This is a genomic window from Bacillus sp. FSL P4-0334, from assembly GCF_038004825.1.
Taxonomy (GTDB): Bacteria; Bacillota; Bacilli; order Bacillales; family Bacillaceae; genus Bacillus; species Bacillus velezensis.
In genome coordinates this window covers 3,034,406-3,060,468 of the sequence record NZ_JBBORX010000001.1, presented here as the reverse complement: position 1 = coordinate 3,060,468, position 26,063 = coordinate 3,034,406, and the positions used below count along the sequence as shown (strand labels likewise).

The 26,063-nt window shown below is 37.2% G+C and carries 33 protein-coding genes and 3 pseudogenes; 3 read left to right on the top strand and 33 right to left on the bottom strand.

The features are described 5' to 3' along the window. Position 1: 1 nt before the first annotated feature. A complete protein-coding gene (gene xylB, locus NSQ37_RS15595) occupies positions 2 to 1,501 on the bottom strand; it encodes a xylulokinase (protein WP_015239910.1) in 1,500 nt (499 codons plus the stop codon). A 135-nt stretch (positions 1,502 to 1,636) separates the two neighbouring features. Then, complete coding sequence (gene xylA / locus NSQ37_RS15590) at positions 1,637 to 2,974, bottom strand: xylose isomerase (RefSeq protein ID WP_114354635.1); 1,338 nt, start codon at positions 2,972 to 2,974, stop codon at positions 1,637 to 1,639. Between the two features lie 263 nt (positions 2,975 to 3,237). Between xylA and xylR the strand changes: the two genes are divergently transcribed. Continuing rightward, positions 3,238 to 4,392 (top strand): transcriptional repressor XylR, encoded by a 1,155-nt coding sequence (gene xylR / locus NSQ37_RS15585; RefSeq protein WP_160241991.1) that lies wholly within the window; start codon positions 3,238 to 3,240, stop codon positions 4,390 to 4,392. A gap of 143 nt (positions 4,393 to 4,535) precedes the next feature. Here the strand turns inward: xylR and xynB are convergent, their stop codons facing one another. Together xynB and NSQ37_RS15575 are read right to left on the bottom strand one after the other, a co-directional pair. Continuing rightward, positions 4,536 to 6,137, bottom strand: a complete 1,602-nt coding sequence (xynB, locus tag NSQ37_RS15580) for a xylan 1,4-beta-xylosidase (protein ID WP_190664295.1) — start codon at positions 6,135 to 6,137, stop codon at positions 4,536 to 4,538. Positions 6,138 to 6,179: 42 nt separating this feature from the next. Next, positions 6,180 to 7,571, bottom strand: coding sequence for an MFS transporter (locus NSQ37_RS15575; RefSeq protein WP_007410362.1), 1,392 nt, complete (start codon positions 7,569 to 7,571; stop codon positions 6,180 to 6,182). A gap of 565 nt (positions 7,572 to 8,136) precedes the next feature. Here NSQ37_RS15575 and NSQ37_RS15570 point away from each other — a divergent pair. After that, positions 8,137 to 9,231: an L-dopachrome tautomerase-related protein gene (locus NSQ37_RS15570; protein WP_099566756.1), complete on the top strand. Its 1,095-nt coding sequence runs from the start codon at positions 8,137 to 8,139 to the stop codon at positions 9,229 to 9,231. A gap of 493 nt (positions 9,232 to 9,724) precedes the next feature. Here the strand turns inward: NSQ37_RS15570 and NSQ37_RS15565 are convergent, their stop codons facing one another. The 11 genes from NSQ37_RS15565 to NSQ37_RS15505 form a co-directional block, all read right to left on the bottom strand. Further along, entirely contained in the window at positions 9,725 to 9,994 is a 270-nt protein-coding gene (locus NSQ37_RS15565; RefSeq protein WP_014417981.1) for a hypothetical protein, read from the bottom strand. Between the two features lie 13 nt (positions 9,995 to 10,007). Next, positions 10,008 to 10,544, bottom strand: a complete 537-nt coding sequence (locus NSQ37_RS15560; protein WP_341124070.1) for a Holliday junction resolvase RecU — start codon at positions 10,542 to 10,544, stop codon at positions 10,008 to 10,010. Positions 10,545 to 10,961: 417 nt separating this feature from the next. Next, the gene (locus tag NSQ37_RS15545) at positions 10,962 to 11,147 is read right to left on the bottom strand and encodes a hypothetical protein (protein WP_151280617.1); all 186 of its coding nucleotides are present in this window, start codon (positions 11,145 to 11,147) and stop codon (positions 10,962 to 10,964) included. 55 nt (positions 11,148 to 11,202) lie between these two features. Next, the gene (locus NSQ37_RS15540; RefSeq protein WP_072692888.1) at positions 11,203 to 11,418 is read right to left on the bottom strand and encodes a hypothetical protein; all 216 of its coding nucleotides are present in this window, start codon (positions 11,416 to 11,418) and stop codon (positions 11,203 to 11,205) included. Positions 11,419 to 11,608: 190 nt separating this feature from the next. Further along, positions 11,609 to 11,872 (bottom strand): hypothetical protein, encoded by a 264-nt coding sequence (locus NSQ37_RS15535; RefSeq protein WP_225046075.1) that lies wholly within the window; start codon positions 11,870 to 11,872, stop codon positions 11,609 to 11,611. After that, entirely contained in the window at positions 11,869 to 12,039 is a 171-nt protein-coding gene (locus NSQ37_RS15530) for a hypothetical protein (RefSeq protein WP_263625200.1), read from the bottom strand. The genes NSQ37_RS15535 and NSQ37_RS15530 overlap by 4 nt, the downstream gene beginning before the upstream one ends. Before the next feature lies 1 nt (position 12,040). After that, the gene (locus tag NSQ37_RS15525; RefSeq protein ID WP_341124063.1) at positions 12,041 to 12,466 is read right to left on the bottom strand and encodes a hypothetical protein; all 426 of its coding nucleotides are present in this window, start codon (positions 12,464 to 12,466) and stop codon (positions 12,041 to 12,043) included. After that, the gene (locus tag NSQ37_RS15520) at positions 12,467 to 12,901 is read right to left on the bottom strand and encodes a hypothetical protein (protein WP_341124061.1); all 435 of its coding nucleotides are present in this window, start codon (positions 12,899 to 12,901) and stop codon (positions 12,467 to 12,469) included. Next, a complete protein-coding gene (locus tag NSQ37_RS15515; protein ID WP_116746180.1) occupies positions 12,894 to 13,046 on the bottom strand; it encodes a hypothetical protein in 153 nt (50 codons plus the stop codon). The genes NSQ37_RS15520 and NSQ37_RS15515 overlap by 8 nt, the downstream gene beginning before the upstream one ends. Positions 13,047 to 13,082: 36 nt before the next feature. Then, a complete protein-coding gene (locus tag NSQ37_RS15510) occupies positions 13,083 to 13,445 on the bottom strand; it encodes a hypothetical protein (RefSeq protein ID WP_341124056.1) in 363 nt (120 codons plus the stop codon). 38 nt (positions 13,446 to 13,483) lie between these two features. After that, positions 13,484 to 13,852, bottom strand: a complete 369-nt coding sequence (locus NSQ37_RS15505) for a hypothetical protein (RefSeq protein WP_341124055.1) — start codon at positions 13,850 to 13,852, stop codon at positions 13,484 to 13,486. A 172-nt stretch (positions 13,853 to 14,024) separates the two neighbouring features. Between NSQ37_RS15505 and NSQ37_RS15500 the strand changes: the two genes are divergently transcribed. Beyond that, a complete protein-coding gene (locus NSQ37_RS15500) occupies positions 14,025 to 14,237 on the top strand; it encodes an alpha/beta-type small acid-soluble spore protein (protein ID WP_341124053.1) in 213 nt (70 codons plus the stop codon). A gap of 667 nt (positions 14,238 to 14,904) precedes the next feature. On the opposite strand, the gene NSQ37_RS15495 is transcribed toward NSQ37_RS15500, so the two are convergent. The 18 genes and pseudogenes from NSQ37_RS15495 to NSQ37_RS15410 form a co-directional block, all read right to left on the bottom strand. Then, positions 14,905 to 15,636 (bottom strand): hypothetical protein, encoded by a 732-nt coding sequence (locus tag NSQ37_RS15495; RefSeq protein ID WP_341124051.1) that lies wholly within the window; start codon positions 15,634 to 15,636, stop codon positions 14,905 to 14,907. Positions 15,637 to 15,653: 17 nt separating this feature from the next. Further along, positions 15,654 to 15,980, bottom strand: a complete 327-nt coding sequence (locus tag NSQ37_RS15490) for a hypothetical protein (RefSeq protein WP_341124050.1) — start codon at positions 15,978 to 15,980, stop codon at positions 15,654 to 15,656. Between the two features lie 98 nt (positions 15,981 to 16,078). Continuing rightward, a complete protein-coding gene (locus NSQ37_RS15485; RefSeq protein WP_341124048.1) occupies positions 16,079 to 16,597 on the bottom strand; it encodes a dihydrofolate reductase in 519 nt (172 codons plus the stop codon). Beyond that, positions 16,597 to 17,436, bottom strand: coding sequence for a thymidylate synthase (locus NSQ37_RS15480; RefSeq protein WP_341124047.1), 840 nt, complete (start codon positions 17,434 to 17,436; stop codon positions 16,597 to 16,599). Before NSQ37_RS15480 ends, NSQ37_RS15485 begins: the two co-directional genes overlap by 1 nt. Positions 17,437 to 17,909: 473 nt before the next feature. After that, positions 17,910 to 18,209 (bottom strand): hypothetical protein, encoded by a 300-nt coding sequence (locus NSQ37_RS15475; RefSeq protein WP_124692967.1) that lies wholly within the window; start codon positions 18,207 to 18,209, stop codon positions 17,910 to 17,912. Continuing rightward, positions 18,202 to 18,468 carry a hypothetical protein gene (locus NSQ37_RS15470; protein WP_069007305.1) on the bottom strand — a complete coding sequence of 89 codons (267 nt, stop codon included), beginning with the start codon at positions 18,466 to 18,468 and terminating at the stop codon, positions 18,202 to 18,204. The genes NSQ37_RS15475 and NSQ37_RS15470 overlap by 8 nt, the downstream gene beginning before the upstream one ends. Before the next feature lie 19 nt (positions 18,469 to 18,487). Further along, on the bottom strand, positions 18,488 to 18,793 hold the full coding sequence (locus NSQ37_RS21265) for a hypothetical protein (RefSeq protein ID WP_445661287.1): 306 nt from the start codon (positions 18,791 to 18,793) through the stop codon (positions 18,488 to 18,490). A 17-nt stretch (positions 18,794 to 18,810) separates the two neighbouring features. Next, positions 18,811 to 18,975, bottom strand: coding sequence for a hypothetical protein (locus NSQ37_RS15460; RefSeq protein WP_224988171.1), 165 nt, complete (start codon positions 18,973 to 18,975; stop codon positions 18,811 to 18,813). 110 nt (positions 18,976 to 19,085) lie between these two features. Further along, complete coding sequence (locus tag NSQ37_RS15455; protein WP_224988173.1) at positions 19,086 to 19,700, bottom strand: hypothetical protein; 615 nt, start codon at positions 19,698 to 19,700, stop codon at positions 19,086 to 19,088. A 58-nt stretch (positions 19,701 to 19,758) separates the two neighbouring features. Further along, complete coding sequence (locus tag NSQ37_RS15450; protein ID WP_341124041.1) at positions 19,759 to 20,121, bottom strand: hypothetical protein; 363 nt, start codon at positions 20,119 to 20,121, stop codon at positions 19,759 to 19,761. Positions 20,122 to 20,498: 377 nt separating this feature from the next. After that, the gene (locus tag NSQ37_RS15445) at positions 20,499 to 20,675 is read right to left on the bottom strand and encodes a hypothetical protein (RefSeq protein ID WP_341124039.1); all 177 of its coding nucleotides are present in this window, start codon (positions 20,673 to 20,675) and stop codon (positions 20,499 to 20,501) included. Further along, positions 20,675 to 20,923 carry a thioredoxin domain-containing protein gene (locus NSQ37_RS15440; RefSeq protein ID WP_341124037.1) on the bottom strand — a complete coding sequence of 83 codons (249 nt, stop codon included), beginning with the start codon at positions 20,921 to 20,923 and terminating at the stop codon, positions 20,675 to 20,677. Before NSQ37_RS15440 ends, NSQ37_RS15445 begins: the two co-directional genes overlap by 1 nt. A gap of 24 nt (positions 20,924 to 20,947) precedes the next feature. Next, positions 20,948 to 21,685, bottom strand: coding sequence for a hypothetical protein (locus tag NSQ37_RS15435; protein WP_341124035.1), 738 nt, complete (start codon positions 21,683 to 21,685; stop codon positions 20,948 to 20,950). Beyond that, positions 21,675 to 22,649, bottom strand: a complete 975-nt coding sequence (gene nrdF / locus NSQ37_RS15430; protein WP_341124034.1) for a class 1b ribonucleoside-diphosphate reductase subunit beta — start codon at positions 22,647 to 22,649, stop codon at positions 21,675 to 21,677. Before nrdF ends, NSQ37_RS15435 begins: the two co-directional genes overlap by 11 nt. 329 nt (positions 22,650 to 22,978) lie before the next feature. After that, positions 22,979 to 23,935 (bottom strand): annotated as a pseudogene (locus tag NSQ37_RS15425) (ribonucleotide-diphosphate reductase subunit alpha); the annotation flags it as partial. A gap of 280 nt (positions 23,936 to 24,215) precedes the next feature. Then, positions 24,216 to 25,358 (bottom strand): annotated as a pseudogene (locus NSQ37_RS15420) (ribonucleotide reductase N-terminal alpha domain-containing protein); the annotation flags it as partial. Continuing rightward, a pseudogene (gene nrdI / locus NSQ37_RS15415) lies at positions 25,324 to 25,716 on the bottom strand (class Ib ribonucleoside-diphosphate reductase assembly flavoprotein NrdI); the annotation flags it as partial. The pseudogenes nrdI and NSQ37_RS15420, both read right to left, overlap by 35 nt. Further along, entirely contained in the window at positions 25,713 to 26,063 is a 351-nt protein-coding gene (locus NSQ37_RS15410) for a hypothetical protein (protein ID WP_215532359.1), read from the bottom strand. The pseudogene nrdI and the gene NSQ37_RS15410, both read right to left, overlap by 4 nt.

Sequence of the window (26,063 nt, the reverse complement as noted above, 5' to 3'; positions counted from 1 at the left end):
TTCATTTTTGTCGAAAGCTCTTTAAAGCTGTATTGAGATCTTTTGTGTGAACGTAAATGTTCTTATACAACTCGAATAGTGTTTTATATTTTTGAACATTTTGTTCTTTTGGATAAAATGCAGCTGCTTCATGAATGAACTGCTCTGCACATTCTTCAAGAGAGTCAAACCACCCGCTTCCGAAGGCAGCTAACATCGCAGCCCCCATGGCGGGACCTTGTTCATTCTCTAACTTAACCACCCTCGTATTGAAAATATCAGCTTGCATTTGAAGCCACGTTTCATTTTTAGCTCCCCCGCCAATAGAGACAACCGTATCAACTGATTTTCCCGCTTCGCGGAATAGTTCAATTGATTCATATAAAGAGAATGTGATGCCTTCCATTATCGCCCTCAAAAAGTGCTCTCTTTTATGGGCTCCGTCCATTCCGATCAAGCTTCCCCGAATAGATGAATCAGCATGCGGCGTTCTTTCACCGACTAAGTAAGGAGTGTACAGCAGTCCATTTGCTCCTATCGGAACAGATTCCACTCCCCGCAATAATTGTTCAAACGATTCGTTCGGCGCAAACGTTCTTTTAAACCAGTCCAAGCTGTACCCTGCAGCGAGCGTGACTCCCATCGTATAAAAAGAATCCTTCTTTCCATGATTAAAAAAGTGCACTTTCCCTTTAAAGTCCCTTTCTTTGTCTTCTTCACAGGAAAGTATGACTCCTGACGTCCCGATACTGCATAATGTTTTTCCGGAAGAAAGAATACCGGCTCCGACAGCACCGCAAGCATTGTCTGCTCCCCCGGCGTACACTTTTGTTTTTTCCAACAGCCCAGTCTCCGCCGCAACGCTCGGAAGCAGCGATCCTACACAGTCATGGGATTCAACAAGCGGAGGACAAATTTCCGCTGACATACCAAATTGATTGCAGATCTCATCGCTCCACTCTTTGCGGGTCATATGTAAAAGTAACGTTCCCGCCGCATCGGAGTATTCAGTGTGAATGGCGCCAGTCATGCGGAATCTCACATAGTCTTTCGGAAGCAAAAAAACAGCGGTTTTGTTAAAAAGTTCAGGCTCATGTTCCTTCACCCATACCATTTTAGGTAATGTAAACCCTTCAAGGACACGGTTTTTTGTGATATCAAGCAGACGATCGCCAAATGTCTCGGTAATCCTGCTACATTGAGGCGTCGTTCTGGTATCATTCCAAAGAATCGCATGACGCAGCACTTGCCGATCTTGATCAAGCAGTACCAACCCATGCATTTGTCCTGAATAGCTAATCCCGTCAATATCCCCGGGTTGAACGTCGGATATCGAAATCAATTCAGCCAATGCTTCAATTGTTTGCTGCACCCAGTCTTCAGGATTTTGCTCACTATATCCCGCCTTCTCTTGGATGAGCGGGTAACTTTTGGACGTTTCTGCACAAACCTTGCCGTTTTGATTGACTAAAATGGTTTTAACGGCACTCGTACCAAGATCTATTCCAATGACATACTTCATTTTTTCACTCCTTCCTCTCTAAATAGATCCCCATTGAATTGACCCGCCATAACAGTAACTTCATGACGGGCAATTCCGGGAACTTGGCTGCCTGCATCTTTTTACAGCTGGATCTGGAGCTTCTTTTTTCATTTGTTATACCTGTAAAATGTATTGATTTAATATCGCTTTTAACCGCTCCTGTCTCCCTGATTCGTTTTTAATTGGCTGATTGTTCAGCGCATATTGCTCAAGTGTTTTAAAATCAGCTCTTCCTTCTGCAATTTCAAGACCAATCCCTTCAGTAAAGCTGCGGTAACGGTGTTGAATCACATCTTCAAACACACGATCTTCGATTAATTTGTGGGCGGCTTTCAACCCTCTTGCAAATGTATCCATCCCTGCAACATGGGCATATAGTAAATCATCAGGCTCAAAAGAAGATCTCCTGACCTTTGCGTCAAAGTTTAATCCTCCGCTTCCAAGACCGCCATTTTGCAGAATTTCGTACATTGCTAATGTCGCAGAATATAAATCTGTCGGAAATTCATCTGTGTCCCAGCCTAAAAGCGGATCACCCTGATTCGCGTCAACAGAGCCAAGAAGGCCATGCACTCTCGCCATGCGTAATTCATGTTCGAATGTATGCCCGGCTAATGTGGCATGATTGGCTTCGAGATTTAATTTAAAATGATTGTCTAAGCCATATTGCTTTAAAAAGGCAATGGTTGTTGCTGCGTCCGTATCATATTGATGGGTAGTCGGCTCTTTTGGTTTTGGTTCAATCAAAAACTGCCCTGTATACCCGATTTCCTTCGCATAATCCACTGCCATATGCATAAATCTGGCCATATTATCAAGCTCAAATTTTAAATCGGTATTTAACAAAGTTTCGTACCCTTCACGTCCGCCCCAAAATACATAGTTCTCGGCGCCAAGCTCTTTTGCTGTTTCTAATCCTTTTTTTACTTGGGCTGCGGCATACGCAAATACATCTGCGTTACAAGAAGTCGCCGCACCATGGACGAAACGGGGATTCGTAAACATGTTTGCAGTATTCCATAATAGCTTAACGCCGCTGGTTCTCATGTAGTCTTTTATCATGTCCACGATTATATCCAGATTTTGATTTGTCTCTTTTAACGTACTTCCTTCCGGTGCGATATCCCGGTCATGAAAAGCAAAAAATGGCGCATCCAGTTTTTCAAACAGCTCAAACGCTGCATCTACCCTCGCTCTCGCCAGATCCAAGCCTTTATAGTGATCCCACGGTCTCTGCATCGTAGCTGCGCCAAAAATGTCTGTGCCGTCAGCGGTAAATGTATGCCAATAGGCAATAGAAAATCGCAAATGCTCTTTCATCGTTTTTCCGCCAATTACTTCTTGAGAATTATAGTATTTAAATGCTAAAGGATTCGTGGATTCTTTCCCTTCGTAAATCACTTTGTTTGCGCTTTCAAAATAGTTGACCGAACCGGAATGAGAGTGAGCCATGTGTGATTTCCCCCTTAAAAATAAATTCTAAACATGATCATTCAAATACAGATGCTTTTATGTCATGTTGCGCATTAGTTTGTTGCCCAAACAAACTAACTTATTTTCATCTTATATAACCTCATCAGTATTTTCAATATTTTTTTTAGTTTTTTACGAACACATTAGATATAATAAAGGTTGGATTCGCTATGTACTGCGTTTCGCACGATAACACAGAACGTTCAACTTAATTTAAAGATTATACAAATGGAGTGGATGAAGTGGATATCGCTGATCAAGCCTTTGTCAAAAAAGTTAACCAAAAGTTATTACTAAACGAAATACTTAAGAATTCTCCTATTTCAAGAGCAAAATTATCTGAAATGACCGGATTAAATAAATCAACTGTTTCCTCACAGGTAAACACATTAATGAAAGAAAACCTCGTATTTGAAATCGGTCAGGGACAATCAAGCGGCGGCAGAAGACCTGTTATGCTTGTTTTTAATAAAAAAGCAGGATACTCCGTAGGAATAGATGTTGGCGTGGATTATGTTAATGGCATTTTAACAGATCTTGAAGGGACGATCGTCCTTGATCAACACCACCATTTGGAATGCAATTCTCCAGAAATCACTAAAGATATTTTAATTGAGATGATTCATCACTTTATTGCAAAAATGCCGCAATCTCCATACGGTCTTATTGGTATAGGGATATGCGCGCCCGGGCTGATTGACAAAAATCAAAAAATTGTTTTCGCTCCGAACGCCAACTGGAGAGATATTGACTTAAAATCTTTCATCCAAAAGAAGTTCAATGTGCCCGTTTTTATTGAAAATGAGGCAAATGCCGGCGCATATGGAGAAAAAGTATTTGGTGCTGCAAAAAATCACGATAACATTATTTATGCAAGTATCGGTACAGGAATAGGGATCGGCGTTATGATCAACAATCATTTATATAGAGGGGTTGGCGGATTCTCTGGAGAAATGGGACATATGACAATAGACTTTAAGGGTCCTAAATGCAGCTGCGGAAACCGAGGCTGCTGGGAATTGTATGCTTCAGAGAAGGCTTTATTAACATCTCTTCAGACGAAAGAGAAAAAAGTGTCCAGCCAAGATATCATAGACCTCGCCCATCTGAATGATGTTGGAACTTTACAGGCATTACAGAATTTTGGTTTCTATTTAGGAATAGGCCTGACCAATATTTTAAATACATTTAATCCGCAAGCCATCATTTTAAGAAACAGCATCATTGAGTCGCATCCTATGGTTTTACATTCAATTAAAAGCGAAGTGTCATCCAGGGTTTATTCTCACCTAGACAATAGCTATGAATTATTACCATCTACCTTAGGAAAAAATGCACCTGCTTTAGGAATGTCCTCTATTGTTATTGATCATTTTCTCGACATGGCTCATAACTGAAATGTACATACTTCTATGTTTTACGCTCATCTTTAAAGATGAGTTTTTTTATTCTAGGAGTATTTCTGAATCAATACTGACATGGGCACCTTCTAATATGAAAAAGGAGTTCTAAAATAGAAATCTCCTTTTTCATGTGCTAATTATTTTTCTTTATAACGGAAATATCTGAAGTCGGCCGGAATATGATGACCGCTCGTATCTTGGCATTGCATCCCTACAAAAGCTCCTGTAAAGAATCCCCCGCCGCGGATGTAATCATCTGATAATTTTTTCGATTCTAATGCAATGTCGATTTTGTGCCAATCTTCTTTGTTAAATGAATACAAATAATAATATTTTTCGTTTTCAATATTCACTTTTAAATAGACATACTTGACTTCACGAGGAATCACAATTTTATTTTTTAACGGTTGTGAAAAAGAAAAGTTATCACATATCGTTAATTCAAGAATACGGCCAAGTTCTTCATCATACGTGACTTGAAGAGCCGTCCAATTCTCTGTATTGTAATAGTTCACCAAACCAGCGGCTTGCTGAAAATTTTCCGGATAAAACGCAACAGCCGTTTCCGCTTCAAAATGGAGGCTTTGCCAGCGTCTGGCTACAAATGCCTGAGTAAATGTCGAAGTTAAGGATTCATGGCCGTATAATCGTAAATGATTTGGCGCTTGAGTTAATGATCCTAATTTCTCCGTAAACGGAATTCTTAACGTTTGAAAATTAATATTTAATGTTGCATCCTCAAATTCATCAACTTCCGGATACGTGTCTTCAAACATTGTTTCAGGTATAGAAGGCGCATCCACCTCCAAGCTCCCTTCTTTTCCGCCTGCTACATAAGGCCAGCCATCTTTCCAATAGAGCTTTTGAATAGCTGTTTCTCTGCCCAGAGGACAATATCCTCTCTGCTGAAAAATTGAATCATCGTCCGGATGAATGGGACGTCCTGTTAAATGAGCTAAATACCACTCACCTGTATGTGTTTGTACAATGGATGCATGTCCGCATTTTTGCAGCGGATTTTCCGGCGCATGCCATGACGTTAAGATAGGATTATCGGGATGAACTTCATATGGGCCCTCAATATTTGCAGAACGGGCAATTGTAGCAGCATGTTCGAACCGCGTTCCTCCTTCTGCGGTTAATAAATAATAATAGTTCCCGATACGGTAAAGGTGCGGCGCTTCTGTCAGCTTTCTTTCAGTTCCTTTAAAAATCACTTTCGGTTTACCGATTAGTTTTTGCTCCTTATCAGAATATTCCTGCATGACAATGCCTCCAAAGGAGTGCCGATCAATACGCTGATCCCATAACATATTTAATAAATATTTTTTCCCATCCGTATCATGGAACAAAGAAGCATCAAAACCCGAGCTGTTTAATGTGATCGGCTCCCCCCAATCACCATCAATCGTGTCACAAGTCACTAAATAATTGTGGCAATCTTTCCAGGCGCCATCTACGACCTTAACATCCGTATAGATCAGCCAAAACTTTCCGTCGCTGTAACTTAAACATGGCGCCCAGACCCCGCCTGAATTAGGATTTCCTTTCATGTCTAATTGCGAAACTCTCTTTAATGGATGTGCAACTAAGTGCCAATTGACTAAATCTTTTGAGTGGTGTATCTGGACTCCCGGAAACCACTCAAATGTAGATACAGCGATATAATAATCCTCTCCAACCCTGCAAATACTCGGATCGGGGTTGAATCCTTTAAGTACTGGATTGATAATCTTCATTTTGAACTCCTCCTCAGCTATTTTCTGTTGACTCATCATGTTTTAAGCTTTGAAATCGTCAATATGATCCAAATAAACTTTGTCTCTATTCTCTAATTCTCGAACCATGCTTTTATATTTTTTCTCATCTAAGTTATAGAAATTAATATCAATCATGGCCAGAACCAGTAAGAACACGGGAATAATGGTTGTTGTAATTAAAATTCCCGTCAATGCCTCCGGCGTTTGCACCTGATTTGCCACATATCCAAACTGATCTAGAACCAAACCCGGTACAACCCCTCCCAAGGCCATGCCGAATTTAAAGAAAAATCCGATAATAGCGTATATGAGACCGCCCATTCTTTTCCCGGTCTTATACTCTCCATATTCTATTGTTTCAGGAATAAGCGCCCACATATATCCCCCGGCAGTGAGACTTCCTGCAGCAGCCAGCAATCGAAAGGAAAGTATCAGGAATACATTACTTGACGGAACGAAAAGTAAAGCTAAGAGGCCGATCATATTCAGTAATAATGCATAGTTTAGTAATTTCTTCTTCCCTAATAATTGATGAAGCTTTGGAATAAACGGTAAAATGACCAAAGCAGGCAAACTTCCCAACAAACCGTACCACTTCACTAAATCCGCTCTTTCTAAATTATACGTTACGTAATAGATGCCAACCGAATTACTGATTGAATTCACTCCAAAAATAATAATAAAGAAAATACTTAATACAACTAGAGGCCGATTAACACGAAATTGCTCAAATATATCCGAAAATTTAATTTTTTCTTCCGATTTTTGAAGCGTGACACGCTCTTTTGTGCTTTTAAAACAAAAGATTAAAAGGCACCCGCCTATAACTCCCATAATACCCATGGTTAGCTGCCAGCCAAGAGATTCGCTGCCGGAATTATCGCTTAAATAAGCAGCCAGTAAGGGAACAAAAAATGCAACGACAAGTCCTCCAAGATTCGCAAATAACATACGGACAGACGTTATACTAACAACTTCTTGATTATTTCTGGTCATTGCAGATGTTAACGCGCCATATGGCACGTTTATCATGGTGTATGTAAGCGATAAGCCGACATAGGTGATATAGGCATATATTAATTTCCCCATATCCGAAAAATCCGGGGTTGTAAAACAGAGTATTGCCAATATGACAAAGGGAAAAGCTCCGAATAAAAGATACGGTCTGAAGCGGCCAAACCTGCTATTTGTTCTGTCAACTATTGTTCCAATAAAAGGATCAGCGAGAGCGTCGATGATTCTAACCACTAAAAACATCGTACCGGCTGTTGCTGCCGATAAACCAAAAACATCTGTATAGAAGAACAAAAGATACGTAGACACTGTTGCATAAATTAAATTACATGCAAAATCTCCAGACGCATATCCAACTTTTTCAACCATGCTGATCTTCTTTACATTTTCACTGAGCATGATTTCTCCCCTTTTCGATCCTTTACATAAGGAACATGATGAAATGGTATAACATTTTTTTAAAATTATCGGCCAGTGAGCGGTATATAAAAGCGCTTTCAAAAAAAATGATAGCGGTTTACTTTCACAGAGCATTTTCAACATCCAAATGGTGATCAGATAGCAGTGAACAGGATAAAAGCTTGGCTTTCGCTTTTTATATACCTCCAATTAAATCGAGCCTCTTATCCCCCTCCCATTTAAGACCTTTACATGATGGACAATTAAAGTGGTTTTATTAGTTTGTTGCCCGAACAAACTAACTTGATTTCATATTATAAAATCTTTTCTGCTTTTTCAACTCTTTTTTCAGAGAATTTAAAACCGACCAAAGGACATACCATGTTGTAATTGCCGACTGCTTCGACAGACGTTAAGTAAACCCCCCTGTGTCACCTGACTGATTTATTAAATGATAAGCACTTCCATCATCTTTTGTTTAGAAAAACTTAATAAGAAACATGCACTAGAAAAAATGCGAATCATATATAAGTGATATCCCGTTTAATTGGTTGAGGAGGATATTATGAAACCTATGCTGCCTTTTGAAAAATATTTTGGGGATTTAGAACTGGTTTATGCATTTTATGGAGCTATGCCTACCGGTGTTACTGTTTCAGAAACTGGTCGTATTTTCATTTGTTTTCCGAAATGGGGAGACGATGTTAAATTTACGGTGGCGGAGATAGTTGGGGATAAATTGCAGCCTTATCCTGATTTACAAACCAATTTGGTTAACCCTGAGAATATCAAAATGACTTTCATCAGTGTCCAAAGTGTAGTTACTGATGGAAGAGGAACGCTTTGGGTACTAGATACGGCGGCACCCAATTTTTCTGAACCAATTAAAGGCGGGGCAAAATTAGTCGCTGTTGATTTAAAAACCAATACAATCAGAAGAGTTTATACCTTTACAGAAGATGTTGTCCTTCCAACAACTTACCTGAATGATGTCCGATTTGATTTTCGTGTTGGAACTGCAGGTTATGCCTATATAACGGATTCTTCTGCCAAAGGACCAGGAGCTATTATCGTCGTGGATTTAGAAACCGGAAACGCATTTAGACGGTTAAATGGAGCAAATCCAACTTCACCGGATTCCTATTTTATACCGAAAGTAGAAGGCAAAATTTTGATGGATCGTAACAGGGATGGTTCAACTTCCCCATTTAGGCTGGCATCCGACGGTATTGCGATTTCTCCTGACGGAAAGGTATTATTTTTTTGTCCACTGACCAGCCGTCATCTATTCTCGATCTCAACAGAAGCCCTGAGAGATAGAAATATACCGGACATGGATTTACTTTATCATGTGGCGTATTGGGGAGAAAAAGGCGCGTCTGATGGAATGATTACAGATGCAAAAGGAGCCATTTATGCCGGAGATTATGAGAACAATAGTATTCGAAAGATGCTGCCGAATGGCACAATGGAAACCATCGCACATGATCCGAGAATTTTATGGCCGGATACTTTTTCGATTGGTCCGGATGAATACTTATATGTCATCGTGAACCAATTACATCGGCAGGCTAGATTTCATTATGGAAAGGACTTACGACAGAAACCTTATAGTTTACTTCGTATCAAAATTGATGAATTTCCTGCTCCTGCTTTTTAAAAATAAAAATGGCCGGTTCAATTTTAGAACATAATTGGCTTCATTTAGCCTTCATCCTAAACCGAATAAGGGATTACAATAAATACGTGTCCTCAATTATGTAGTTAGATTCATAACTTCAATTTTTTTGGTCATATTTTGGTCAAGGACCAAAAATGTTGTTCTTTTAATCTTATGACCAAAACCAAAAAACCCCCTGACACCAATAGTGCCAAGGGATTGAGAGATTAATACTGAGACATATATTGTTCGCGCTCCCACGGATGAACCTGTGTGCGGAACATATCTTTTTATATTATCAAGGTTCAAAAATGTTGATTTAACAAGGTTTACAAAGTTGTTTAGAGGTCATATTTTCATCAAATTTCATTAATTATAATGTTCCAGTGGTCAAACGGTGGTCAATGATGGTGGTCATTGGTGGTCAAGCCTCCGACTAAAGGTAATCAAAAAATCCCTCTATTTTTCAAGAGGGATTTAACAAAATTCGATCCTATTCAGTCGGCTGTTCCAATAACCATTCAAGAAGAAATTCTTTTGTTTGTTTCGCAGGAAACATCCACTTTCTCCCCACTTTTCTTTTAGGAAATCTTGGGTCAAAGAAGAATTTCTCCTGTATTGTATTCCAGCACATTTTTGTATTTTTAATTAAATCATCAGTATCCCAGAAAAGCAATTCATTATCTAGCTTATTTAAATGCTTCTCCAATTCTTCAAGGTATAATTTTTTAATCTCCGATTCATTCACCTTAACTTCTAGCATATAACCCTCCCACTTATTTCACCTTCTTAATCAAATCATCGCAAAGCTTGTTCAAGTAATATGTATAGTTAACTTTTTTCTTCATACAGCGTACTTCTGTTCCGATCTCTTCGCATATGGCAATCGGAATGCTGGACTTGTTTACTTTATTCTTATATGTATGTGACAACTGATTTTCAGCTATGTTCTTATATGTAAGGAAATCATTAATATGTACGAAATAAACTTTGTTTTCTGGCTCTCTAAACTGAAACAGGAAGCCAGGGATTATGTTCGGATATTGCGCTGCCTCTTTTAAGTGTTTAATCTGTTGTGACTTGATGATCTTTTCACTGAAGGATACAGACTTGTTCTTTGTTGATTTAAGTTCAAAAGGAAAAAGATAACCTTTATAGTGCAGGAAGCAATCATATTTGTTTTTTGATACTGCAGCTCCCCTTTTTAAAAACATTGGATTAACATCTTTAATTCTATAGAAGAACAGCTTTTGATCTGCAGCTGATTTTTCTATATTTGCTTCAAAAACCTTACCTTGGTTTGTACCTCCCAATCAATCACTCTCCTAAAATATTGAAACCGAAATTGATATTAAAATAAACCTTTGATACACTGTTTTATGTCAAGACAACGTATCCACGATTATATAAGTGGAGCTAAAGCAAATATGAACTTAGCTACGGGCATGACTTTTGCTGATGCCATTGGTTGCTCAATTGAAGAGCTGTACGAATGGAACCATAAAGAAAGAAGAAAAGTTAAATCTTAATCCCTTTCCGAGCCCATCTGATTTCCTGCATTAATTCTTCATTATTATCTGAAAGGTTAATAAGGTTACGGTGGGCTCTTTCGTATTCTTTGTTCTCGAGAGCTTCTTTCACCGTACTCATTTGTCTTTCCATTTTGTTGAACAGTATTTGAATTGTTTTATATTTCTCGTTTATACCTTTCACCTCATTTTATTTTTATCCTAAATAACCTTATAATGTGTCTGTGGTATTCCATAATCATTCCCCTTGCAGAAAACCGTTCCTGTGTCAGGTGTAATTACCTCTTTGACTACCCATTCGCTTCCAACAGGGTAGATAATGTGTCCCCAATGACCTTGTGCTTCCTTTGTTACTCTAATCTTGTCCCCTTTCTTAACTATTGACATGACCGATTCCCCCCTTTATGCCTTTCATTAAAAGACCGATTTTATTTAAATTTAGTTATATGATTTCATTTACGTTTTCGTACTTAGTAAGCTCATCAATCACTCTTTCCATTTCAGCTATAGACATTTCTTTGAAATTTGGCGCATATCCTAAGACCTTAGCTAAAAACCAACGCTTTTCTTTCAAGCTATTAAAACCTAATCGTTTAAATTCTTTGGATAATTTTCTTCTCAGCACAGGGAAATAACCTAGTGTAGTGTATACGATCACTTAATTTCACCTCCTAAAGAATCTGTTATTTATTCAGTTTTTGAGCCTTTACATACATGGAAATAACCGATGATTAAAGTCAATATCCCACTTATGACGGCCGGGACAAAATACTTCTGTGATAAGGTAAAACCCATAATAAACGCTTCGGAAATACCAAGACCATAAGTTAACGTCAGTACCGGTTTATTCATTTACTTAATTCCACTGGTTCATAATTCGTCACTTCACGAAATTCTTCTTTTTGATTAAATTTGATCGGCTTACCTTTGGTAAATTTTTTACCTGTTTCATCTAAGAACTCACCTTCGTCTGTGACAGCACATGTCAGTCCGCAAAATTCAATACCATTAGATTCAATTAGCTTGATGAAATCTTCATAGGTGAATTTGGTGTCATTTTCATTAAACAACACTCCTTCAATATGTAAGCCCATTGCTTTAACATCACTCATTGAAATAAACCTCCCCAAATCACTCCTGCTGCAATAGCAACAATGAAAACCGAAACAAATTTTATTACACCAATATAAACTGCAAATTTAATATCTCCTTGGGAATCCATTCTTGCCAACAACACTAGCCCAAATGCAACGAACAATATCCAAGCTGTCACAATCAGATTACTCGCCCCCTTTGATTAACTGTTTGCAAATATTAGTATATTCCTGAATGCTATTAATGATCGTGATGATGCAACCCCTTACCTCTTCTGGCTCTTTAAAATCCATCTCACATTCAAGACAGTATTCATCGATCTCAATCATTGCAAGAAATTGATCATTGCTTGGTAAATTTTCGAAATCAATTTTCTTTAATTTTGGGATGCCCTTTCCCCTAATCCATTCAATGAAGGAATAATCAACATTGCTCTTTGTTGCAGCGATTTTTAAAAACTCATGAATATCAGAAGAGTTTTCAATATTGAAATAAATGTGGAGACTTTTCTTCATGAGATCAAATAATCGCAGTAGAGCTTCATCAATGTTATTGTCTGTTTTAGTCTTGAAGTCTATATCAAACCATTTTGCAGAGTTTTCATTGTTCATTTAATCCCTCCAAGAATCATGTTTTTCATTAACAGTTAGTCGATCCCTATTTCTCTTGGTGTTTTGTTCAGCTAAATTTAATAATGCCTTTCTAGACTTTTCGTCATTAAAGACCTCTTCAAGATTTAATAGGCGTGTCCGGTGTTCCTTTGTCATTGCTTGAGTATGTAAGTCAGTAACTTTATTGTTGTTTGCGGCTTTTCTAAATGCATAGTATTTGGGCGGATTATAAGACTTAAACCATTTTTCAACTTTAATTGGTGACAATTGTCCAAAGCCAAACTTGATTAGTGCTGCCTTTTTGCTTTCCGGATGATTCATTATCTGTTCATATATAGTCAAGGGTTCGGTTAGTTCACTAGACACTTTGAAACCCTCAATTAGAGAACCGTTATTAAAATGAATATTTACCTTTGTGCCTGATCCATTATCCATGACTGGTTAACCCCCTTAAGCGTTCGACTTCAGCGACCAACCATTCTGCATAACTAATGTGAATTTTCATCACCTTGGTCGATCCAGCTTGCCGAGACATTACTTCAACGAATTGCTTAATTTCTTCAAATTCAATTTCTTTCATTGAGGTTTATCCCTTCTAAATGAAATCAACATTTTATCAATAATTTAATCGCTTTGTCTGACCACCTTTGAGGTTAATTTCAATATATGAATCAGTTACCACATGACTATCATATTTGCTCTGATAGACCTCTGCTTTATCGCTATCCGTAAATAAATAAAGCATATTCACTAAATCGATTCTGTTTAAGATTGAATTTACATCATCTATTTCTGATAGTGATGGTTGAACATTAGATATATAGACAACCCCTTTTAAAGAACTTTTGGATATCATTACTCCGCCAATAAAATCGAGCTTACTGATATTCTTGTTGATATACAGTGAATCACTTATTAGTTGTGTAAAATCATTTGAAGAAACACATTTTTTATTTTCAAAAGTTTTTCTTTTAAACATTTAACTTCAATACCTCTTTGTTTAAAATTAGAATTTCATTAATAAATTTTACCAACATATTTACAGTCTCTTGTTTTCTCAATGTAATATATAGCATTATCAGCAAACATTATTTCAGTGCCAATACCGATTGCATGGAATATCCTTTTATTTTGAGATGAGCTTAACCAAATTACGGATTCATCTTTATATTTTCCTTTTTTCCATTTAGCTTCACTATTGTATTTATAACTAGGATAATCTTTTTCAAATGTTAATTGATCAAACCTTTTACTTGGCATATCACTATACTCCATCCAATCATGAGCATGGCTAAATCCATTCTTACAAAATTCATTAATCTTAACGCTTACTTCTTCAATATTTTCCTCACTTAACACATAGGATTCACAAGTGTTTTTAATCATCTTTCGCTCCCCATTCTGTCTGACTTCATGATTAGATATTGTGTCAATTCATCAGCCACGACCAATAGTCATTTAAATCACCTCTTTTCAAATTAATGTGTATAAATTCAAATCATCTCCACATAATACAATTGAACAAGCTTGTTTACATACTACTTTAGGAGATGATCATATGGCTCAACAAAACAGATCAAACAACAGCAATGAATTACTTGTTCCTCAAGCTGCTGGTGCACTTGAACAAATGAAGTATGAAATTGCTTCTGAGTTCGGTGTGAACTTGGGGCCAGAGACAAGTAGCCGAGCAAACGGTTCAGTAGGCGGAGAAATTACAAAACGTTTAGTTCGCTTAGCTCAACAAAGCATGAATGGTCAATTTCATTAATTTTTGAGGAGTGACTATGTTACTCCTTTTTCTTTTATAACTTTCTTGCATGCCTTAATATTACAATGGTACAATTTTCTATATAAAATTCATCCAGAGGTGCATGATGAACAAGCTAATAAAATTAAGAGAATACTTTAAACTGCATCGCATGATAAGTTTTCTTGTTGATGTAATAATGGCTATCATTTTAGTTTCTTTAAGTATTTTTATGTTTGGAAGAATGCCTGGAGCGTTTATTGGCTTTTTTATTTATATTGTGTTCAGCAATGTGATCGGCACAAATATATCAATTATCAATCCTGACATTTTTGGTAGATCGAACAAAGCAAAATGATAAAGTAATGAGGGGGTATCACTCCCCTCTCTTTTATGTTCTTATTTATTAAGCTCCACGGCCAGGATTGTGCAATGTATGCTCCATTTTCTCATCTCCCTTTTCAGCCTCTCGATAACTCACACTCTCTTTAAAATACAGATTTCATATTAACTTAGTCGTAATACCTAATTTCTTTTTTATCCATCACTTTTCGGATTATTCGCTCATGTTTCGATCTCCTTCTTTTGTTGCTTCCTTTAACTTTTGGTGTTTGAAACATTCCATCGCAAGTCCAATCATATCCGCTATACTTTTTAAACACCGTCGTCTTCAGGCGTCTATGATACGTCACTCACCTCCCACCTCTTCGCGTGAGTCGTCAACGATTCTTCCATATTTAGCGACCATCGACGATATACCTGCCATACCATCGCACCATGCTTTCTCGCCTTTCGCTATTTCGTACTTTTTCGATTTATCTACGGTTGATCTAACAACGTCGCCCACACGAACCTCAGTCGGCTGCGGAGCGTTCAAGTATTCGTCTGGCACCGCCAAGCCTAACGCACGTCTTAGCGCAATCGCCTTTCCGATGTGAACGTTGAAGCAGTCGTCAGGTACGGCTTTTGCGATTCCTCTTGCGTAGACCTCTCGGGTACGAATCCCTTTCAACAAGACGACAACAGTTCGCTTATGGCGATTTACTACGAATTCAACTTCACAGGATGCGTGGTAGAATGCGTCTAATTTATATCTGACTCCATCACCGTTTTTCGTTAATTCCCAAACGTCTGCCTTCGCCTGCTTAACGATTTCATCACGGCGGGCTTGGGCGGTTTTCTCTGGCTTCCATAAACGTTCCTCTAACGTTGTACAGAGCGGAGTCGTTACTGTATTCACATCGCCAGGCATAATAACAACGTCTTGGTTCGTTTTTGCGTAGTGAACTACGAACCTATACGAATATGCTCCACCAATAACGACATCTCCAAAACGAGATTTATAGCCGAAATATTTATCGTCCTTCTTTTCAAATACCGTATTCGCATTATTGATCACCGTTTGATTTACGTTTTTCATTCCTCATCTCCTCCAATTTATATTAAATTAATTTGATTCTCAATTTCCTCAATAAACGCCTCTAAAGCTTCTTCATCAACCATTACTTGTCCATCTTGGATTTTGATGATTTCTTTCATTCGGCCATCCATATTTCTAAATTCTTCTGCTTGCTGCACAGTAAACATTGCTCTGTATTTCTTTATGTATAAAAGAAAATCTATAAGTACTCCGATCTCCCCAATTTTGTGGAGATTGAAATGTTCTTGTTCCACTTCCAATCTGAGCAAATCTGCTTCCTTTTCTAAGACATCAATTTCAAGCTCTTCTTTCTTTGATAACAATTCTTGCTCTTTTTGTTTCAATAGATCACCTCTATACTTATTTTTTATTTTTATAACTTGTTACAATACAAATTCTCTATTGAGGATATGATAATAATATACTTATATTTCATTTTTGTCTATGCTTTTCTGAAATTTTCATAAGTAATAAATGAATAATCTTGTCCTTTTGTTGTTAGTGCACTCCGATGATCCTTTTCAATTATTCTCCAATCATCATTTAACCTTGGAAAATAGGAATCTGCCTTCGCAACAACTGAATCAACAATCGTTAAATAAACCTTATCTGCATGAGGTAAGAATGCCTCGTATATAGCGCCTCCTCCAATGACCATTACTTCTTCATCTGTATCCAATTGCCCTCGTATGAGCTTTAATACATCGTTAACCGAATGATAAACAAATGAAGAGTGATCAGGCTTGAAATCCTTATTTTTAGTCAATATGATATTCCTTCGGTTCTGAAGTGGCTTTCCTGTAATGTTTACGATCGATTCGTATGTAAGTCTTCCCTGAATACACAACTTTCCTGTAGTGAGTTCTTTAAAACGTTTTATGTCTTCAGGAATATGGTAAAGCAGATTATTCTCATACCCGATGGCCATTGATTTGTCGCAGCAAGCAATAAGAGATAGCATTATACCGCTACCTCAAAGTAAAGCTTGTCTCCATGCTTATAATTAACCAATTTGAAATCATCAATTGTGAAATCATAAAAGTCTTTTACATCCGGATTAATCCATAGCTCAGGTGCTTCGTATTGCTCTCTGTCCATTTGAATTTTCAAATTGTCAATATGGCGAGTGTATACATGACAATCTCCAATATTGAAGATATACTCACCAAGCTCATATCCAGTAACTTGAGCAATCATACGCTGTAAAACATTGTACTGGAACACATTAAACGGATTCCCGAGCGCGAGATCGTTACTGCGACAGAAAACTTCTAAATGCAACTTCCCTCCTTTTACAAGCCATTGAGTGCCATAAACACAGGGCGTCAATGCCATTGAGTCTAATTCATCAGGATTCCAAAGCGTTGTAATATGTCTGCGTGATGATGGATTATTTTTCAACTGATGAATAAGATAGTCAACCTGGTCAACTTTCTCACCGTTTAGCATTCTGTTCTTCTTACCAAGCTGATATCCATATGCTTTGCCGATTGTACCGTCTTCTTGTTTCCATTGATCCCAGATATGCACACCCATCTTGTTTAATTCGTTAACATTGTTTGATTTAAGTTGCCATATCCAAAGTAATTCCTTGATTGCTGTTTTCCAGGCGACTTTTTTAGTCGTTAAAATCGGTACTTCGGAATTATCAAAGCGCATTTGCTTACTGATTACACTTAATGTATGTGCTGGTGTTCCATCAGTGTCCCATTTGGTTCTGACATTGAGTTCTTCGTCTGATACTCCATTATTAATTATGTCATTTATGATTGTGTTGTACTGCATATCAAACTGAGTCATATATTTCTACTCTCCTTTATTGAAACCAACTAATAATAAAGTTAATCACGAAGACAATATTACCGCAAACAAACAACATGTACACGAACTTGTTTTGTTTATTGTTTGAGTCACCGTCCAAAACATCAAGAATTTTAAACAATGTTAAACCGGTATAAATTAAAGCAAAAGCTGTCCAAGCTAACATTAGCAAGTTTCCATGTGTAATCAGTCCAATAGTAGCCAAGGGGATGATGAAGGAAATCCCCTTGAATAACGTCATGACATACACTAAGTTCTTATTCTTCTTCAGTTCATTATACGGGGTGTTAGAAAGAAAATGTGTAACTTTAGCGAATACGTTCTGTTCTCCTCGTGTAATTAATCTAATTTCATTAATGTTTAGTGCAAACAAGTATGCTGCAAGTAATAACGTAAAGTATGTAATTATAATACATCTCCTTATTTTATTTTTACCCTATAAATAACTATGCTTAATCAAACAGCTCGCCGGCTCTCTTCATGTCTTTGATTTCCTCACTCACACTTTCTTTGATTACATGAGGTAGCCGGTCAATTCCTCGTTGTATTCTTTTCTGACCTGTGTTTCTTATATGTATTGTTAGTTCTTTAAAGGCCTCCATTGATTCGTCTGATATTAAATCAAACAGCCGTTGTATCTTAGCTAATAAGCTTATATATTCTTCATCGTCTTCACTGAAAAGTTTGAGACCCTGTTCAAGGTTGTTTATTTCTTTTAGATGATTTTTTATTTTTTCTATGTGATTATCCATGATGGTTAAACCTTTCAACAATTTCTAAAACTTCAGCGAGCTTATCCGTTAGCTGTCTTCCCAGGTCTGTTGTTTGTTCCTGATCCAGTTTGTTCATTTTTCCTTTGCCATTAAGAATATCTCTCTTTTCCTCCAAAATTCCAATTTCAATTTTAATCAGTTCTCTATAAGCTTCGCTTTCTTTGGGAAGCAATCCAGAGACAACTTTTACTGCCTGTAGTTCTTTGTTTAATTTATAATAATGATAAGTATTCTCCATATCTTTTCCCCTTTTTGTTTTAATTTGATTCTAATAAACTCAAAAAATTAACTGCTGCAACTCTATACCTTTGGTCTTCTTCATAAGTTGCAACTTGTTTCATATGCTCAAAGAACTTATCCTCAAGCCCTTGTTTTTGAATAAATCCCAAACAAAGTCCGTTTCTGAAGAGCATGTCATCATACTTTGCTTGTAAATCTTTACGACTGTTATTGTTAATGATCTTTTTCCTCCTTATTGTTTTAGATAAAAGTCTTCTTTTATAGAGATGTTCGTTCAATCGACACCCTTTGGTATCCCTAAGTTCTTTATAAACTTCAGGCATCACAATTTCGCTTTTTTCTAAATTTTAAACTTGTACATGTTCCCTTTTCTGTCTACATGATAGCGTCCTTTTGGATAATATATATATCCATCTGCATTTACCTTATCAATTACATTAAACATGAATTCGCCCTGTTTTATATTCCCTGTCATCCACGCCTTTTTGCGTAATCTTTTTTTCATCCAGCATCTCCTTTGTAGGTATAATTGTTGAATTTTTTGAGTATTTTAAGTTGTACCCTGGCTAAGACCCTCCACTGGACAAACATCATGATCTAAGCCAGGGGTTTAAACTAATAAATAATATCAGCCACGTATTTAGACCAAGATTCTAAACGATTAAATACTGCTGGATTATCAAAATCTTGTTCATTTAACCAGAAGCCTTTTAATTGATCTGTTTCTCTTACTGATACCTCTGTATTTTCAGGCAGTTTAACAATAATCATTATGCCTAAATGAACTTTCCCCACTTCATTTAAGTCATCATTTATAAATCCCACAACTTCTAAATTTAAATTAGAAGTTGAGATAAACAATTCTTCTGAAAGCTCTCTCCTTAAGTTTTCATCAATGGCTTCCCAAAAATTTGTTGCTTCAGTTATATTCATGTGTCCGCCAACACCAATTGATAATTGATCATGAAGCCTCTTTTCCCCGCCTTTCCTTAAACGCTCGTAAGCAAATACTTGGTCTCCTTTTTGCAAAACGGCATAAGGGATTGGTTGCTTACAGCTCTGATCCTTCTCGGCATCTCCCCTCCTCATAGTGAGCATATTCTCAGCAAGGTTTTTAATTATTTGATCAATTACATTTGGATCAGCTTCAATCCCTTGAAAGTCCAGCTTTCCATTATCAAATATTTTATCTCTAGGTGCTACAACAATTACTTCATCCATTTTCCCCATTTAACATTCTCCTTTTGTTTTTTAATGCATTATCTTTTTCAATTTAATAAACAACCCATTATTGTTCGAACTTTGCTTTCAACTCCTCATAACGTTTACGCTCTCTTTCTTCTTGCTCCTTGAGATACTTCTCTCTTTCAGCAGCTTGCTTCTTTTTTAGCTCATTCTCGTACTCTTCCCACTCTGATTCATTAATCACACCTTTTTCATGCAAGTCTCTTTTCAGAGGATGTAAGATTTTTTTAGCTTCATGTGGATATAAAATTCTTGTTTCATAGACATCATCCCAGTCAGTTTGTTGACAAACCATAAACACACCTCCATCCTTAGTAATAATCGTTGTTTGCTCACAAAACTGATTTGCCCATACATAAGCAACTTCTTTTCCAATTAATTCTTCCTGAGTTTCAATGAAATACATTTATTAGCTCCTTTAATTTTAGTTTGTTTAAACTTACCCGTTTATTGACTATTCAAGGTCAACTTTATATTCCTGGGTAACCGTATGCTCAGGTAAAAAGAAATCGTATGAGCTATCCTTAAAAGGCTGAGATTCCCCAAATATGAACCTTACAAATTTATTCGTATATTCATAACAATACTTTTTCACATATGGAGTTTTATAGTTTCCCTCTTTTACTCTAGAAGTTTCTGCTTTAACTTTATGTACTGACTTAAACCCTTCTTTTTCTATTACGAAATACAAATATTGTGTATCGTCGATGATCCCTGAACCCAGTACAAATTTTCCACTGACATTAATGTTGTCTTTAATTGAATAAACACTTACCTTTTCTTCTAATACTGCGTGGTTATCAAAGGGGAAAACACTGCAATAAGTCCAGCAACAATTAGTACAACAACTGCAGCAACGAATCCACAGATTACAGATAAAATCAATTCCCCGTATGTATCTATTAAAACAACTATTGTTGTTGCAACAAGAACAATCCCAGCCAATATCAATAATCCCATTATTGACCCCTTAAATCATTTATTAAGGTGTCTAACTCACCAGGCTTAAAGCCAATACTCCGCTTTACTTCTTCTCCTTGAACACTCAGAAGAATGGTTACCGGTACACCCATTACCTCATATTGCGCTGCCACTTCTGACTTCTGTGTTACATCAACGGTCTCATATTCAACTCCTGCATCATTTAAATAATTGGATACCATTTTACATGGATTGCAATTCGGTTGCTCTAATTTAATCAGTCTCATTATACTGATACCTCCTCAAAGTACTTAAGCACTTTTATTTTTCCAATTAGATTTCTTAATTAGTTTAAAAGTCCAACCATTGTAGTCCGAACGCTCCCCTCGTAAGCATTTCTGTATTATTGCACGGTGCAGGCCGAACTTTTTAGAAAAAGGTCGAAGTCCCTCTACTCGTATAATTTCACCGTCAGGAGATTTGGCCATAAAGTGCAAACGAGCATTCGTTAAATCTCGATAAGCATTATTGATTTCCCTGGTGACAAAGCAACAAGTTTCTAAGGAATAAATCTTTTGACTTTTCGGTATTCTTTGTTGTTTCATGTCTTTATCAAGAAAGAGTTTTCGCTTATTGAAAAGATACTCATCATATCCCTCTATCTTTGAAACATCTTCTAGAAAATTCTTAAAACAATGCCATCTCTCACAAACTCTAATCCCTGAACCGCCATAGTTAGAATACTGTGGACAACTGACATCGTAACACCGTTCTAGCATCCCCTTCCAAACGGAGTATACATTCTTCACATCTACCATCTTTACATCGCCAAGATACCCTACTCCGAACACTGAGCGCTCATATCGGTCTTTTATTTTTCCACGTTTAATTTCAACCTTTTCTACGTCCCGTTCGTATCCGGTCTTTATGAATCGTATTCTAAATAATTTTGTTCCATTTTTCTTTTGTCCATTTGTCCGTAGAACCTTATATTTCTGACCATGATTATTCGAGAACACACTCCCGATCAGATCTTTTTCAATTCTCAAAGTAAAAATCCTCATTTTTTAAGGCTTCAGCAGTAGCCTTCCTGTAAGAATTCCCTTTTTGACTAAAGAAGTCCATAGACTTGGTTTTTGTACTCAATCCGTTCAACACTACTGGATTAATTTCTTCTTCATGGAAATAGTGGTTGAATCCCAGATTATTTAAGGCTTTATTTGCGTTATAACGAATAAACTTTTTTACATCATGAGTTAGCCCAACTGGATCATATAAATCTGTTGTATAATCAAGCTCGTTTTCATATAAGTCGAGCAGCAAATCAATAGCCCATTCATACAGCTCTTTTTTCTTGATTTCAGTTTGTTTGCTATAGATTTCCTGAGCCAGTAATCCAGTGTATACGCCGTGCAGTGCCTCGTCACGGATAATAAGGTTGATGATTTCACCGCTATTCATCAGTTTTCCCTGTCCGTAGAAATATAACGGATAATAGAAACCGCTGTAGAAAAGGAAGCTTTCTAAGTAAACGGAAGCGACCATCGCTTTAAACAGCGAAATCTCATCACCTTTTTTTATGGCGCGGTACAGTCCGACGACGGTGTGGGCTTTTTTCTGCAGGTATTTATTCTGCTTCACCCATTCAAACACTTCGTTGATCGTTTCAGTCGGAGCAAGTGTCATAAAAATATTTGAATATGATTTTGCGTGCACCGCGTTTTCCATCATCGCCATGAAATTAAGAACCGCTTTTCGCTGATGGCCTTCGACGTGCTCGGCCACAATCGGCATGCCCGTGTTCCCCTGCTCTGTATCAAGCAGTGTCAGGCCGGCGAGCACCTTCATGTACGTATCCTGCTCATTTTTACCCAAGTACTTCCAAGTGAGGAGATCGCCGTTTAATGCGATCTCTTCGGGAAGCCAGAACTGCTTTACGTTTTGGTTGTAAAACATTTGGGTAAAATCATCTTCATGCTTTGACCAGTTTGCTGCGTCATAAATTTTTGTCAATTAATCATGTCCTTTCAATTGAAATATTTTTTCGTAAAAAATGCAGTTCATTTTAAAAGCTGAATTAACAGACTCCTATATTACTGTCTAAACATTCGAAAGGAATGAAAGACAGTGAACTTTTTAGATAACCTTATATCTTTGTTAGAGAGCCCCGTCATATCAAAAGGATGGTGGCGTGATAGGCTTTTATCATATTTAATCGAATATATGTTGAGGCTTATATTTGGCTTACTTTGTAACGCTTTAATGAGAATATTTAAAAAAATTAAGTGTAAGCGACGTCCGTGGGATCCTGTTAATTTTGAACCAAAACGTAAACGCACCTATTAAACTACACAGGACAAGCATCCCTCTTGGGTAGTATCCTTCGTTCGAGCATAATACAGCGTCTTAATTCCTTTATGATGAGCGTAGAGGTCTATTCTATTTAGATCTCTCGTCGTCATCGTATCCTTCAAGAACAATGTAAATGAAATCCCTTGGTCAACGTGCTGCTGAATAGTCGCAATAAGATCAACTACCTTAAACATATCCATGTCGTATGCTTCCTTATAAAAGAACCAATTCTGAGCCGATAAACCTGGCATCGGATAATATGTCTTACTGTTTCCGTATGTACGTTCCTCAATTCTCTCCATAATAGGCATTACACCAGCCGTAGATGATTGAACATATGAGATGCTACCGGTAGGTGCAACAGCCTGTCTATATGAATGATACAAGCCATATTTCATAACATCCTCTTTAAGCTTTATCCAATCTTCAATGTTAGGAATATGTTGATCTCCAAACAGGATTTTAACCTTTTCATATTTAGGGCTATAATCATTTGTCACGTACTTATCAAAATACGCGCCTGATTTGTAGGTTGATCCATCAAACTTGTAGTACGTCTTCCCTGTTTCTCTTGCAATTTCCATTGAACGCTGCAGGGAGTAAAAGTTAACCATCATAAAGTATGTATTTGCAAAGTCTTTTGCTTCTTCACTTTCATAAGCAATTTTATTTTGAGCTAGAAAACCGTGCAGGTTCATCTGCCCTAGACCAATTGATCGCATTAGTGTATTTGCTCTCGCAACAGCTGGGGCATTTACAATGTTTGTTTTCCTTGTGACAGTTGTCAGTGAGTCAATTGCTATTCTGACCGTTGAAGCAATTGATTGGTTACTCATTACATTTACAATGTTCATGGATCCAAGATTACATGAGATATCTAATCCAATTTCATCTTCCTGATCGTAATCTGTATAAACTGACACTTGTGATGCTTGGAGTACTTCTGACTTTAATATTCAACGAAAGGCGCAACACTCTCGTCCGTTCTCTTATGAACTGCTTACGATCACTCGTAAGAATAGACTATATCATCGACCTATAAGGCCGCCCGCCGTTTCCATCGCCATATGCTTGCGATGTACTCTACTCCCTTACGCGTATGCGTGGTTTCGATAGTCGTTCGGCATTTCCGCAAGGTGCGGTTTAGCACGGTATTGTCTATTGAATAGAGTTTCACCGTTTAGACGGGTTTGCTACGATCATTCCTGACCGAAGGTGCTACAGTTAACACAAATTAGAAAACTTCACTTTTGAAATATGTTCATTTGGATGCACTTTATTTACATTGTCAGCAAACATAATATAAGGATAGCCAGATTCACTTCTCAGAATGGCCAATTGCTCCAACAGCTTCCGAGCATTCCCCTTTGCTTTTCTAACCCTTGGATTTTCAACAAGCTCATCATACATTTTATTGATGTCCATCTCATCAAGATACTGTCCATATTCTTTGTAAACTGAATGAGGATAGAACATGTAAAAGTCCTTATCTTCTCTTGCCAATTCAATGAATTTATCAGGAACCACTACACCAATGGATAGTGTTTTAACTCGGACATCCTCATCTGCTGAAATTTTTTTGGTATCAAGGACGTCTATAATATCGGGATGGAATACACTTAGATAAGCTGCTCCTGATCCTTGTCTTTGTCCCATCTGATCTGCATACCTAAAAGCATTATCAAGAAGTTTCATCACGCCTACGACGCCTTTTGTTACATTTTCCACATCTTTAATGGCTTCACCTTTGGCTCTTAATTTATTTAAGTTTAATGCTACGCCACCGCCTAACTTAGACAGCTGCATTGAAATATCAATAGCACGTGAAATATCATTCAAACTGTCGCCTACTTCTAGTAGGAAGCAACTTACCATTTCTCCTCTTCGCTTGCGACCAGCATTAATGAAAGCAGGTGTAGCTGGTTGATACTCTTGTTTCATCATAGTATGCACATTCTTAACCGCTTTCTCATAGTCTCCACCTGCGAAAAATAAAGCTACAATTGAGACGCGATCTTCATATCTTTCAAGAATCTTTGTTTTGTCGTTTGTCTTCAAAGCATAGTCATTGTAGAACTTAAAGGCACTCATGAAAGATGGGAATCTGAATTTGTAACTGTAAGCAATTTTAAAAATCGATTTAATTTGCTCAAATGTATATTGATCCAAGAATTCCTCTTCGTAATAATCATTTTTAATCAAATAATCAAGTTTCTCTTTTAGATCATGGAAAAAGACTGTGTTTTGATTGATATAGTCAACAAAGTAACTATGTACGGCCTCCTTGTCCTTTTCGAATTGATACTTCCCATCTTTCTGAATCATGATCTCGTTGTTGAGCTTGATCCACTTTGGTATTGTGTTTGTCAATAAGTTGTACCTCCTGAATGATCTTCTGTAAGTCTTGTTTTGATCCACTTAGTTCAAACTTTAATAACAATGGTATGTGGAACATTGCTGAAAGCTTGTCCCCAGCTAAACCATAGTTATCACCCCAAACCTTATTACCACTCACAGCAACTCCTTTTATTTTATTTTTATTATTAATAATAAAATTTAAAGTCCTTTCAGGTACTTCCCCAAAGCCTATCGTATATGTAATATGTAAGAATTCTTCTTCAACAATTAAGTCATCTGTAATTTCAATGATGTCAAAGTTTAACTCCCTTTGTAATGCTTGAGCAAACCTTTTAACGTTACCTGTCTTGCTTTCATATGTAATAATCAATATTCTTTATATTCCCCGTTAACTAAGCTATTCGTAGTTGTTTCTGCTTCATTTTCAGCATGATGGAATGCTTCAGACATTTCTAAATTGATCTCAGCCATCTCAGCATAGCCTTTGGCCATTTGAGCTTCATAGTCTGATAGCTCTGTCATCGGTACTGGAACGTAGTTATCCTTCTGCTCTTGCGTGATAACCATTTGATCCCCTTCTAAATTTGTCGCAATCAGTTCTCCTTTTAAAGCAGTGTATGAACCACCATTCTTCATATGTACTTGCGTATTTTCTTTTGCTTCATCCAAGGTTACAAAGTGACTGCGCTTAACGTATAACTGTTTAGCAGCTCCCAT